The organism is Pseudomonas sp. Irchel 3E13 (genome assembly GCF_900187455.1).
Taxonomy (GTDB): domain Bacteria; phylum Pseudomonadota; class Gammaproteobacteria; order Pseudomonadales; family Pseudomonadaceae; genus Aquipseudomonas.
The window spans coordinates 143714-156047 of record NZ_FYDX01000014.1 but is presented as its reverse complement, the minus strand read 5'-3'; the positions used below and the strand labels follow the sequence as shown (position 1 = coordinate 156047).

General features: G+C 65.0%; 12 protein-coding genes. 4 read left to right on the top strand and 8 right to left on the bottom strand.

Annotated features, from left to right (window positions below; all coding sequences use genetic code 11):
* Positions 1–80: 80 nt before the first annotated feature.
* The gene (locus tag CKW37_RS33020; protein ID WP_177454474.1) at positions 81–224 is read left to right on the top strand and encodes a hypothetical protein; all 144 of its coding nucleotides are present in this window, start codon (positions 81–83) and stop codon (positions 222–224) included.
* A 100-nt stretch (positions 225–324) separates the two neighbouring features.
* Positions 325–1482, top strand: a complete 1158-nt coding sequence (locus CKW37_RS23815; protein WP_095158675.1) for an MFS transporter — start codon at positions 325–327, stop codon at positions 1480–1482.
* A gap of 24 nt (positions 1483–1506) precedes the next feature.
* On the opposite strand, the gene CKW37_RS23810 is transcribed toward CKW37_RS23815, so the two are convergent.
* The 4 genes from CKW37_RS23810 to CKW37_RS23795 all read right to left on the bottom strand — a co-directional run bounded on the left by CKW37_RS23810 (position 1507) and on the right by CKW37_RS23795 (position 5858).
* Positions 1507–2436, bottom strand: a complete 930-nt coding sequence (locus CKW37_RS23810) for a LysR family transcriptional regulator (protein ID WP_095158674.1) — start codon at positions 2434–2436, stop codon at positions 1507–1509.
* A gap of 116 nt (positions 2437–2552) precedes the next feature.
* Complete coding sequence (locus CKW37_RS23805; RefSeq protein WP_095158673.1) at positions 2553–3911, bottom strand: FAD-dependent oxidoreductase; 1359 nt, start codon at positions 3909–3911, stop codon at positions 2553–2555.
* 22 nt (positions 3912–3933) lie between these two features.
* Entirely contained in the window at positions 3934–4989 is a 1056-nt protein-coding gene (locus CKW37_RS23800; protein ID WP_095158672.1) for an aromatic ring-hydroxylating dioxygenase subunit alpha, read from the bottom strand.
* Positions 4990–5267: 278 nt separating this feature from the next.
* Positions 5268–5858, bottom strand: coding sequence for a TetR/AcrR family transcriptional regulator (locus CKW37_RS23795; RefSeq protein ID WP_095158671.1), 591 nt, complete (start codon positions 5856–5858; stop codon positions 5268–5270).
* A gap of 127 nt (positions 5859–5985) precedes the next feature.
* Between CKW37_RS23795 and CKW37_RS23790 the strand changes: the two genes are divergently transcribed.
* A complete protein-coding gene (locus tag CKW37_RS23790; RefSeq protein WP_095158670.1) occupies positions 5986–7185 on the top strand; it encodes an MFS transporter in 1200 nt (399 codons plus the stop codon).
* A 7-nt stretch (positions 7186–7192) separates the two neighbouring features.
* On the opposite strand, the gene CKW37_RS23785 is transcribed toward CKW37_RS23790, so the two are convergent.
* Positions 7193–7528 carry a helix-turn-helix transcriptional regulator gene (locus tag CKW37_RS23785; protein WP_095158669.1) on the bottom strand — a complete coding sequence of 112 codons (336 nt, stop codon included), beginning with the start codon at positions 7526–7528 and terminating at the stop codon, positions 7193–7195.
* 50 nt (positions 7529–7578) lie between these two features.
* On the opposite strand from CKW37_RS23785, the gene CKW37_RS23780 reads away from it, so the two are divergent.
* On the top strand, positions 7579–8670 hold the full coding sequence (locus tag CKW37_RS23780) for an NADH:flavin oxidoreductase/NADH oxidase (protein WP_095158668.1): 1092 nt from the start codon (positions 7579–7581) through the stop codon (positions 8668–8670).
* A gap of 177 nt (positions 8671–8847) precedes the next feature.
* On the opposite strand, the gene CKW37_RS23775 is transcribed toward CKW37_RS23780, so the two are convergent.
* The 3 genes from CKW37_RS23775 to CKW37_RS23765 form a co-directional block, all read right to left on the bottom strand.
* A complete protein-coding gene (locus CKW37_RS23775) occupies positions 8848–10653 on the bottom strand; it encodes an ABC transporter ATP-binding protein (protein ID WP_095158667.1) in 1806 nt (601 codons plus the stop codon).
* An 87-nt stretch (positions 10654–10740) separates the two neighbouring features.
* Positions 10741–11268, bottom strand: a complete 528-nt coding sequence (locus CKW37_RS23770) for a DOPA 4,5-dioxygenase family protein (protein WP_095158666.1) — start codon at positions 11266–11268, stop codon at positions 10741–10743.
* A gap of 13 nt (positions 11269–11281) precedes the next feature.
* Positions 11282–12331 (bottom strand): amidohydrolase family protein, encoded by a 1050-nt coding sequence (locus CKW37_RS23765; protein WP_095158665.1) that lies wholly within the window; start codon positions 12329–12331, stop codon positions 11282–11284.
* Between the last annotated feature and the right edge of the window lie 3 nt (positions 12332–12334).

Sequence of the window (12334 nt, the reverse complement as noted above, 5' to 3'; positions counted from 1 at the left end):
CGACCAGTGGCTGATTGACGGCACCGAAGCCCATGGCCTAGAGTGCCGGCCCTTTCCAATCCCCTTGCTGTAGCCCGACCATGAACCGCGTCAACTGCCACCTCATCGCTCAACAGCCCGTCGTCCGGGCCGTTCGTCGTGACTGGCCGAGTGACACGGTGCTCAAGCGCCGGCGCAGCGTGCTGTTCGCGTTCACCTTCTCGCCACACACCATCGCCGCCTGACCTTCGCGGGCCGTCGTGGTCCGTTCGTCTTCTGTCATCGAGCGTGTTGCGCCCGCGCGTGAGCCCTTTGCCTCGCGCGCCGGCGGTTGTGGAGTGAGTCATGAACAAGCGTTTTCTCGTCGGTCTGTTGTTTGTCGTTTCCATCATCGGTTTCAGCCTCGGCGCGACCCTGCCGCTGGTGTCGCTGCGCCTGCTCGACGCCGGGGCCAGCAGCCTGCAGATCGGCGTTCTGTCCGCCGCGCCCGCGGCCGGCATGATGCTGTCGGCCTTCATGGTCGACGCCTGCTGCCGGCACCTGACCCGGCGCATGATCTACCTGCTCAGCTTCAGCATTTGCGCCCTCAGTGTCGGGTTGATCGAGTGGGCGTTCTCGTCGATCTACCTGCTCGGCGCGTTGCGCCTGGGCCTCGGGCTCGGCATGGGGGTGGCGATCATCCTCGGCGAATCCTGGGTCAATGAACTGAGCGAAGAACACAACCGCGGCAAGGTCATGGCGCTGTACGCCACGGCCTTCACCGGTTGCCAGATGCTCGGCCCGGCCATGCTTTCGCTGCTCGGCGCGCAGGGACCGTGGCTGATCGTGATGGTGTCGGTGGGGTATGCGCTGGCGCTGGGCTGCATTGTCTGGTGCGTGCCGAACGATCATGTCGAGCACGGCGAGGACGCTGAAAAGAGCTTCTCCCTCGCCGGCTTCTTCCGCGTCGCGCCCGCGCTGTGCATGGGCGTGCTGTTCTTCTCGTTCTTCGACGCGGTGATCCTCTCGCTGCTGCCGGTGTACGCCACTAACCACGCTTACGCGGTGGGTGTGGCGGCGTTGATGGTGACGGTGATCCTGACGGGCGACATGCTGTTCCAGTTGCCCATCGGCTGGCTGGCGGATCGCTGCGAGCGCACGCTGGTGCACTTGGTCTGTGGCGTGGTGGCGATGCTGATCGGCCTGGCATTGCCGTGGCTGATCCAGGTGCAGTGGCTGTTGTGGCCGGCGCTGGTGTTGCTCGGGGCGGTGGCGGGCGGGGTGTATACCTTGGCGCTGGTGCTGATCGGGCAGCAGTTCAAGGGGCAGGATCTGGTGACGGCCAATGCCAGTGTCGGCTTGCTGTGGGGCGTGGGCAGCCTGATCGGGCCGTTGGTCAGCGGCGCGGCGATGGACGTGGCACCGCACGGTTTGCCGATGGCACTGGCGGTGATGGCGGCGTTGTTCGTGTGCTTTGCGCGGTCGGCGAATCGCAAGGCGTATCGAGTGTCGGTGGCGGAGTGAGGGGGCTGCTGTCTTCGCCAGGGATCAGCCCGGAAGCGATGGCTCGGGCGCAATCGCCCTGGCCGCTGCCAGCACCACCCCACGCAGCCACTTCGAGGCCTCCGAGCGATGTTTGCGTGCGTGCCAGAGTTGGTAGTAACGCAAGGGCTGGGCGGGGACGGGAAAGGGTTCGATACGCAGCGGCAACAATTCGCTGTAGTGCTTGGCAAATGATCGCGTAGTGGTGAAGACCAGGTTCGATTTGACCAGCACATACGGGGCGATGCAGAAGTAGGGCAGGGTGGTCGTCACCCGTCTGGCCAGGCCGCTTCCGGCCAGTTCGGCGCCAATGGTGCCCTGGCCGGAGGCATTGTGGGTCATCACGGCGAGGTGGTCCGCCCGGGTGTAGGCCTCCTGGGTCAGCTCGCCAGGCCGGATGGGGTGTTCGTCGCGCATCAGGCACACCAGATCGTCGTCGCACAACGGTTGCAGGTGCAGGTGATCGGCGGGGGTTCTCCAGTTGCCGATCACCAAATCCAGATAGCCTTCCTCCAGGCCTCGTGAATAACCGCCTTCGGCTTGCAGGTGGGTCAGCTCCAGCGTGGCGAGTGGCGCCTGGGCATAGAAGCGCTCGACGATTGCAGGCACGAAAAACACGCTCAGGTAATCCGGCGTGCTGATGCGAAAGGTCTGGCGGGTGGTGGCGGGGTTGAAGCGGTCCATCGGGTGCAGGATCTGCTCGATACCTTCCAGCGCCTGGGCCACCGGGTCGATCAGGGTCTGGGCGTGGCTGGTCAGCAGCATGCGACTGCCGCTGCGCACCAGCAAGGGGTCGCCGGTCAGTTCGCGCAGCCGGCGCAAGGCGACGCTGACGGCGGGCTGGGTTTGTCCGAGCAGCTCGGCGGTGCGCGACACGCTGCACTCGGTCAGCAGGGTGTAGAGCGTGCGCAGGAGTTGGGCGTCGCAGTTGGGCATGGCAGTGTCTGTGTCGAAGGCCTGGCGTTGGCAAAAAATGGCATCGTTATGTATTGAAATATATAACGATGCCCAGAAGTGCGTCCATGCACACAGATGCTCGTCAGCTCCCTCTGCTAGCGCCAGTCCGGGAGCGCTTTGAGCAGTTCAGCCTTCTCCTGGATCGCCGTGCCCATCAGCACGAAGCCCAGCATGCGGCGGTGCTCGTCGTGATAGAGCGATTTCACGGTGGCGATGCCCTTGTCGCAGCGTTCGCCCAGGTCGGTTGACCACCGGCCGTTGCTGTCCAGCGGCGAAGCCACGACGGTGGGCAGGACGCTGGTCTTGATGGTCACCGGCATCGCCGGGTAGGCGACCGGCGTGGGTTGCCCGGCGAGGGTCTGGGCCAGGGCGCGGGCCTGCAGCATGATCGGCATCACATACGGCAGCACCAGGTCATGAACCCGCGCGCAATCACCCAAGGCATACACGTTCGGGGCGCTGGTGCGTAGGCAGGCATCGGTGATGATGCCGCCCGAGACGGCGATTCCCGCCGCCTGAGCCAGTTTGCCGCGAGGCTCCAGGCCGATGGCGCACAGCACGTAGTCCACGTCGAGCACGGCACCGTCGGCCATCTGCAACCTGAAGCCATCTCCGCTCCGCTGGACGGCTACCGGTGCATTGCCCAGCGCCAGGTGAACGCCGATGGCGCCCAGCGCATTCGCCATCTCGTCTCCGGCTTCGGACGGTAGCAGCCGGCTCAGCGGCCAGGTGGCGCGGTCGATGACGTGGACGTGGTGGCCGGCATGGCGCAGGTCGTTGGCAAACTCGCAACCGATAAGCCCGGCGCCGAGAATGGCGATGCGACTGTCGACGCCGATCCGCTGGCGAAACTCGCGGTAGTCCTCCAGGTCGTTGACGGTGACGATGGCGTCAACGCCATCCCCGGCCAGGTCCGGGCGGCGGGCATCGGCGCCCAGTGCCAGGACCAGCGCGCTGTAGCGTTGCGGCTGATCATCGATGTAGACCACCTGCGCCTGGGCATCGATGTGTTCGATGGTCGTGCGGGTCTTGATGCGGGCGCGCAACTGCGTCGCCATCTGCTCGGCGCTGGAGGTCACCAACTGATCGGGCAGGCGCCCGGTCTGAAAGGCATTGGACAGTGCCGGCTTGGAATAGAACTCGCCACCGTCGCGGGTGACGATCAGGATCGGCGTGTCGGCATCCAGCTTGCGCAGTTCGCGGGCCAGGGTGTAGCCGGCCAGCCCCGAGCCGAGGATGACCACCGGGTCCGGCTGGAGGGCCGCGGCTGTCGCCGCCACCCCCGGTCCGGCAATCCTGACCATCTCGAAGTCGGCCTTGCCGACGCCGCACTCCGGGCAGTACCAGTCCTGCGGCACCTCCTCCCAGCGGGTGCCCGCCGCGATACCGTCTTCCGGTCTTCCGGCCGCTTCGTCGTAGATGAAGCCGCACACCAGACATTCCCATGTGTACATGGTCGAAACTCCCGTCAGTTGATCAACTGGTAAAGGCGCGGCCCAGGCCCAGCGCGCTCAGGGCACGACGGTAGGCGGTGGAAGAGCGGTCGGCGGGAATATGGATTTCCAGCGAGAGGTCCAGCGGCAAGTCTTCCGGGCGGCAAAGTTCGACGATGTCGCGGTCCTCTTCGAAGACCTGCTGGTTGAAGGCATAGACGTCGTCCAGCGGCATCTGCTTGTCGAAGTTGCGGGTGATGGCGCAGAACATCCGGGTCTTGCGCGCGGAAATCGGGCTGGCCGCGTTGAGGATTACCAGGCGGTGCTCCGGGTCGGGGAAATTGACCGTCAGGCGCGCGGTGAAGGGCGCAAAGACATCGAAGGTACGCTTCCACTGGAAGCCCTCAGGTGCCCGGTGCTGCATTGACTTGGGGAAGTTGCTGACGCTGCTGACGTACTCGGCGTGTACCCCGTATGGCGTGACCTCGGCTTTGTAGGTTGGCACCACGGGATTGTCGCGGTCGGCAAAGGCTTCGTGGTGAATCCAGGCGAAGTGGGCCACGTCGATGAAGCCTTCGACCTGGCGGCCAGCGGATGCCGCGATATCGATCGACGGAGGAAGAATGCGCTGGAAGCTCTCGTCATGCCACGACGGCATCTGCGCGAACGGGGCTTCGGTGCCGGACATCAATACCCAGATCAGCCCGTAGTCCTCGCGGGTCGCGTACATCTGGATGCGGTGGCGTTCGGTGAGGTTGGCGTTGGGTTCCGACGGTATGCGGGTGCAGCGCCCATCGGTGCCGAAGTGCAGGCCGTGGTACGGACAAATGATGTTTTCCCCCTGGACCCAGCCCTTGCTCAGGGGCGCGCCGCGGTGGCTGCAAATGTCGCGGGCGGCATTCACCTTGTTGCCGGTGCGGTAGAGCACCACTGGCTCATCCAGCAGGGAGACGGCGTAGGGTTTGTCGGTGACGTCCGCGCTGAAGGCGACAGGGTGCCAGTGCCGGGTGAGAACCTCGCGGTCGTGGTCGGTGAAGCTACTGGTCTTGGTGATCGGGTTCCAGGTCACGGTCTGGCAGGCCAAGGCGGCGGTGGACATTATTGTTCTCCTTGTTATGGGCGTGGCACTGGCGCTGGGGGCGAGTCCGGGTCCGAGTGCGAGATCCATGCTAGAGAGACAGAGCCACCGCGCCCATGTCGTGAAGAACATGTTCCTTATGTGGAATCGTTTATGTTGCCTTGATCGCGGCGGCGGCTCCCACAATGGTTGCCGCGCGCCATGGCCTTGACTGACAGACAAACCCCTGTGGGAGCCGGCTTGCCGGCGATGCGCCGCGCGGGCGGCGCTGGATCTCAAGGGCGCTGAAGATCTGCCGGCTAGCGACTCAGCCTCAGAATGCCCCGCAACAACACCGCCAACGCTTCACTGGCCTGGGCCAAGCGTTCGTCGCCCGCTTCGGTTTCGGCGATCCACACCGCCGCTTCGGCCAGGCTGCCGTAGATCAACCGCGCCAGCGCCCGCGGGTCCAGTGCCACGACGATTTTCTCCTCGATCAACTGCTCGATCAGCACCTGCATCGACGCAATGCAATGCTGCTGTGAGTCCGCCGAGGCACCGCCCAGCACGGCGCGGGCATCGCGCAGGACGATGCGCTGGATTTCCGGTTCCAGGGCCATTTGCAGATACACCTCACACCGCGTGCGGAAGCCTTCCCAGGTGTCTTCGGCGGTGTCGGAAATAACGTTCAGGCGCTCATCCATTTCCGCGTCGATCTGCTCGACCACCGCCGCCAGCAGACCTTTCTTGTCGCCGAAATGATGGTAGAGCGCGCCCCGGGTCAGGCCCGCCTGTGCGGTGAGTTCGTCCATCGACGCGGCGGCGTAGCCGGTTTCGCTGAACGCCTTGCGGGCCGTGGCCAGCAGGGCGGCACGGGTTTCTTCCATTTCGGCGCGGGTACGGCGGGCCATCCGTTTCTCCTTGAAGAGGGACTTTACATACGCTGCGTATGTAAATAGGCTTTTATTCATACGAGCCGTATGTATTTTTCCCGTCGCCTGCCGCAATGGCAAGCGCGAGGTGCCAAGGAGCGCAACATTGAACAATCCTTATCGATCGCTTTTTGACCAGCCCGGTACGCGGGCCTTTGTTTTGGCTGGTCTGCTGGCGCGCCTCGCGTTGCCCATGACCGGCATCGGCATCATCACCCTGCTGGCGCAACTGCGCGGCAGCTACGCGCTGGCCGGGGCGGTGTCGGCGACCTTCGTGCTGACTTACGCGCTGCTGTCGCCGCAGATTTCCCGGCGGGTGGATCGTCACGGGCAACGCCGGGTGTTGCCGCTGGCGACCGCGATCAGCGTGCTGGGCATGGCCTTGTTGCTGCTCGGTAGCGGCTGGCCGTTGGGCGACTGGAGCCTGTTTCTCGGCGCCGCGCTGAGCGGTTTCATGCCGAGCCTGTCGGCGATGGTGCGGGCACGCTGGACGGCGCTTTATCGCGGGCAGCCGCAGTTGCAGACGGCGTATTCGCTTGAAACCGTGCTCGATGAAGTGAGCTTTATCGCCGGACCGCCGCTGTCGGTGGGGTTGTGCGTGGCGTGGTTCCCGCAGGCCGGGCCCTTGATGGCGGCGCTGTTGCTGGTGATCGGTGTGCTGGCGCTGGTGGCGCAGCGCGGCAGCGAGCCGCCGGTGCTGGCGGCGGGGGAGGCGGGGCAGGTCGGTGGTTCCGTGATGGGCCTGGGCGAGGTGCGGCTGCTGACGCTGCTGATGGTGGCCATGGGCGTGATCGTCGGAACGGTCGATATCGTCAGCGTGGCCTTCGCCGCAGCACTCGGACAACCGGCCGCCGCGAGCCTGGTGCTGTCGGCCTATGCGTTGGGCTCGTGTGTGGCGGGGCTGGTATTCGGCGCGCTGCGCTTGAATCAGCCGCTGCATCGCCTGTTGCTGCTGGGCGGCCTGGCGACGGCGGCGACGACGGTGCCGTTGTCGCTGGTCGGAGGTATTGCGACGTTGATTGCCGCGGTGCTGGTGGCGGGGGTGTTCTTCGCGCCGACCATGATCGTCGCGATGTCGCTGGTGGAGCGGGTGGTGCCCGAACAGCGGCTGACCGAAGGCATGACCTGGCTGCTGGCTGGTTTGAATGTCGGCGTGGCGGCGGGCGCGGCGTTGTCCGGGCAGGTGCTGGACGAGGGCGGGGCGCAGGCTGGTTTCACGGTGGCGCTGGCGGCGGGCGGCGCGGTGCTGCTGGTGGCGGTGTTGGGGTACTGGCGGTTGCGCGAGCGTCAGACGGCGCCGGCCTGAGCCCGCCTCACTTGTGCGACAGGATCGCCCCGATCAACCCCGGAAAACGCCCGTCCAGCGCGTCGAGGCGCAGGGAGTTCATATGCGTGGTGCCGACCGAACGGGTCTGCACCAGGCCGGCGTCACGCAGCACACGGAAGTGATGGGACATGCTCGACTTCGGTCGCCCGCCGTCGAGTTCGCCGCAGGTGGCTTCCGTGACACCGGCCAGGCAGCGAACGATTTCCATGCGAACAGGGTCACTCAGAGCGTAGAGGATACGTTCGAGTACGAAGTCTTGGGGATCGGGGTGTTTGTAGGCGCGCATGGTGCTGATGATAACGGACGCTTCACTAAATGCCATAGTTCGAATACTATCGAACAATCGTATCAAAACCTGTCGGAGCCTCCTGCATGTCCAAACTTTTCCAACCCTACACCTTGAAAGACCTCACCCTGCGCAATCGCATCGCCATTCCACCGATGTGCCAGTACATGGCCGAAGACGGCATCGTCAACGACTGGCACCACGTTCACTACGCCAGCATGGCCCGTGGCGGTGCCGGTCTGGTGGTGGTCGAGGCGACTGCCGTGGCGCCTGAAGGCCGCATCAGCCCCGGTTGCGCCGGTATCTGGAGCGACGCGCACACCCAGGCGTTCGTGCCGGTGGTGAAGGCAATCAAGGCCGCGGGTTCGGTGCCGGGCATCCAGATCGCCCACGCCGGCCGCAAGGCCAGCGCCAACCGTCCGTGGGAAGGTGACGACCATATCGCCGAAGACGACGCCCGTGGCTGGCAGACCATCGCGCCGTCGGCCATCGCCTTCGGTCACCACCTGCCGAAAGTACCGCGGGAAATGACCCTGGACGACATCGCCCGGGTCAAACAGGAATTCGTCGACGGTGCCCGTCGCGCCCTTGAAGCCGGCTTCGAGTGGATCGAACTGCACTTCGCCCACGGTTACCTGGCGCAAAGCTTCTTCTCCGAACACTCCAACCAACGCACCGACGCCTACGGCGGCAGCTTCGACAACCGCAGCCGTTTCCTGCTTGAAACCCTCGCCGCCGTGCGCGAAGTCTGGCCCGAGCACCTGCCGCTGACCGCGCGTTTCGGCGTGATCGAGTACGACGGTCGCGACGAGCAGACCCTCAGCGAATCCATCGAACTGGCCCGCCGCTTCAAGGCCGGTGGCCTTGACCTGCTGAGCGTCAGCGTCGGCTTCACCATCGCCGAAACCAACATCCCGTGGGGCCCGGCGTTCCTCGGTGAAATCTCCCGCCGTGTGCGTGACGAAAGCGGCCTGGCGGTCACCTCCGCGTGGGGCTTCGGTACGCCGCAACTGGCGGAAGAAGCGGTGAGTTCGCGCCAACTGGATATCGTCTCGGTGGGCCGCGCTCATCTGGCCGATCCGCATTGGGCGTATTTCGCGGCCAAGGAATTGGGCGTGGAGAAGGCGTCGTGGACCTTGCCGGCGCCTTACGCGCATTGGCTTGAGCGTTATCGCTGAGTTCGAGCGCACGACCTGCCTGCCGGCGTCTATCGCTGGCACGCAACCCACCGATGCTGTAGGAGCGAGCTTGCTCGCGAAGGACGATGCGCGAGCCCAGGTGCTGCCCGTAACTTCACCGGCAGGCTCGCTGCATCCAATGGATAAACGCACAAAACCCAAGCCCAAACCCAAAGATCACCCCACCGCATGCAGCGGCAACACACCCCCCACCTGACGCTCCCATAGCCGTCGATACGCACCCTCGGGCCGCGACAGCAGTTCCTCGTGCGAACCGTCTTCAATGATCTGCCCATTATCAAAAAACAGAATCCGGTCCAGTTGTGCCACCGTGGACAGGCGGTGGGCGACGACGAGTACGGTCTTGTCGCGCATGACGTCGGTCAGCGTGTCCTGGATGGCCTGTTCAGTGATGGAGTCGAGGCTCGCGGTCGCTTCATCCATGATCAGGATCGGCGCGTTCTTGATGATGATCCGCGCGATCGCGATGCGTTGCCGTTGCCCACCCGACAGCCGCACGCCACGCTCACCCACCAGCGAGTGGTAGCGCTTGTCCATTTTCTCGATGAAGTCGTGCGCATGGGCCTGCCGCGCCGCGGACTCGACCGCCGACTCGCTGGCGTCTGGATCGCCATAGCGGATGTTGTCCAGCAGGCTGCGGTGGAACAGGCCCGGTTCCTGGGGGATCAGGCCGATCTGCGAATGCAGCGAGTGCTGGGTGAACTGGCGTATGTCTTTGCCGTCGATGCTGATCACGCCTTGCTGTGGATCGTACTGACGCAGCAGCAGGTTGAGCAGCGACGACTTGCCCGACCCGGAATAACCCACCAGGCCGACGCGCTGTCCGGCCGGGATCACCAGATTGAGGTTGTGGAACAGGACCTGGCCGGGCTGATAGCCGAAGCTGAGGTTGCGGATTTCAATGCTGCCCGCGGCGATTTTGATCTCGCGCGCCTGTTCGCTGTCGACGATCTCGTGGGGCACGACGATGGTCCTGACACCGTTTTCGATGTTGCCGAAGTACTCGAACAGGTCGAGAAACCGCCGGCTGATGTTGCGCGCTTCGGCGATCACCACGAACGACAGCGTGGTGCTCATGACGAACTCGGGCACGCCGATCACGCCCTCGCGCCATTGCCACAGGGCAAAACCCAGCAGGCCGATTTTCAGCACCAGTGAGGCACTGGTCTGGAACAGCACGATCTTCTCGTTGAAGCCCCAGGCGCGCCGCGCGGCGTCCACTTCGCGGGAGAGGAATTGCTGCAGGTGGGCCCGTTCGAAACCGATGCGGGCGAACAGGCGCACCGCGGTCAGGTTGCTCACGGCGTCGACCACGCGGCCGGTGGTTTCGCTGCGGGCGGCGGAAAACAGCCGGGAATACGGCTGGCAGCGCCGCGCCAGCACATAGGACAGCAGCACGAAGGCGATGGACCAGACGAAGGTGAAGCCGGCCAGCAACGGGCTGGCGCCGGCGAGAATGATCACCGCCACGGCCATGGTCACCAGCACCGGCATCACGTCGAAGATCAGCGCCCACAGGGTCATGTTGACGCCCATCGACGTTTCCGAGATGCGGTTGGCCAGGGAACCGGCGAAGTTGCTGCCGATGTAGCGCTGGGAGTGGTGTTGCAGGTAGGCGAACAGGTGGGCGGTGACGCGGGTGCGCTGTAGCGGCGCCACGTGCACGCGGCAGAAACCGGCGACGCGGCCAAACACCAGTTCGCCCAGATTGAGCGCCACGAACAGGATCAGCGGCGGCCAGACGGCGTTGAGGTCGCGCGGGCCGGAAAAGTCGTGGCTGAGCGCGCCGACCACCTGACCCAGCGCCAGCGACACGGTGACGCCGCAGGCCGAGGAGAGGATTTGCAAGGTCACGATCAGCAAATACCAACCGAGAAAGTGCCGTGCGAATTGCAGGGTGAAGCGAAACGGACTCGAAGCCAGTGTGGGGATATGCGAGTCGGGAACCGTGGTCGACGTCATGGAAGTCCTTGGATTCAAACAGGCCGGATGACCGGTTCTGGCAGGCAGCGCCGCCCTCGCCGGGAGGGCTGGCGCTTTCAGTGAGGGTCAGGCCAGTTTCGGCGCGGGCCAGTCGCGGGTCTTGTAGGTGTCATCGCCCGGGCGGTAGCGCACCGTCCCGGCAAGGTGACGTTGCTGACCGACCAGCAGCACGCTGTTCACTTCGGTCGGTTCGCCGGCGAGGCGTTGCGCTTCTTTTTCGCGCATGCCGTCCAACCCCAGGTCGAGCTGCTTGCCGAACCACAGCGTGAGGTAGGAGTGGTCGATGTAGACGTTCTCGGTGATCGCATGCAGCAACACGCTCAGCCCCTGGCGCGCTTCGAGAATCCAGTACACATAGCGCTCGAAATCTTCCTTGAGCAGGGCAAAGCGGAACATCGGCGTCGGGTGCAGGCCGTTGGATTGATCCAGCCAGCGGTAGTCCCAGATCTTGAAGCGGTCCTGCAGTTCTTCGTTCAGGCGCTCGGCGATGTGGCGGGTGTCCTCGGAGAAGTAGATGTGGCTGTGCCAGGCGACGATTTCGTCGATTTCGGCGGGGACATCGGGTACGGCAACGCGTTGGGTGGTCACGGTCATGGTGGGCTCTCGATCAGGTCAGGTCAGTCAGGTTCACGCCTTTGCTGCGCAGCAGCCGGGCAGGGTTGTGGAAAAAGATGTCGCGTTGCGCGGCGGCATCCAGCGGGGTCCGCCGGATGTTTTCGATCACCTCGCGGGTGTCGGCGAACGGCGCGTAGTCGGTGCCGAACACGATGTGCTCGTGGCCCAGCACGCGGGCTACATGGGTGATGGCTTCAGTGCCGCGGCCGGCGGCGCCGGTGTCGAACGTCAGGCGTGCCAGGCGCTTGCGGAGGTCGGTGGCGCCGTAGCGTTCCGGCGCGGCGAGGAACTGCTCCAGCAGGTTGGCGAAGGTGCCGGAACCGCCCAGCATGGCGAACTGCACGGTGATGTCCGGGAACTCGTCGAACAGGTCGGTGAACAGCAGCGTGAACACCGCGTTGGCGAATCCGCTGGCGGTGGCGACCGCCGAACGGACGGCCGCGATATCCCGGGCGTCAGGCGCGGGCGGCTGGCCGCTGATGCTGGCGTGGCCATTGCCGGTATGCAGGTAGAGGTGCGAGCGGTGTTTTTGCGCTTCGACCAGCAGTGGCCGGATGTGCGCCGCCGCTTCGCTGGAGGCGAACACGTTCACCGGCAGCACGGCGCCGATCAGGCCCCACTGCTCATGGGCGCGGGCCAACTCGTCGACGGACCAGCCGATGTCCGAGGTGGACAGCGCGGCCACGGCGGAGAAACGGGCGGGATGCTCGCGCACCAACTGGCCCAGGTCCTTGTTGTAGGCCTGCCACAGTTCAAGGGCTTCGCCGGGCGCGGAAAGCGGGTCGACGCCCAGGGTGGTGGGCCACGAGATGAGCTGGTGAACGATGCCCGCCGAGGCCAGGTGTTCGAGGCGCAGGTCGAGGTCGAACCATTGCGGTCCCAGGTCGAAGCGTGCAGGCAGGGCATCGTCGACGCCGCGCACCAGGGCCACCGGCCCGGAGCTTGCGCGTTCGATTCGGACACCCTGGCGGCGCTCGCTCAGCAGGCGGGTGACGGTGGGGGAAAACCAGTGGCTGTGCAGGTCAATCTTCGGTTCAGGCATGTG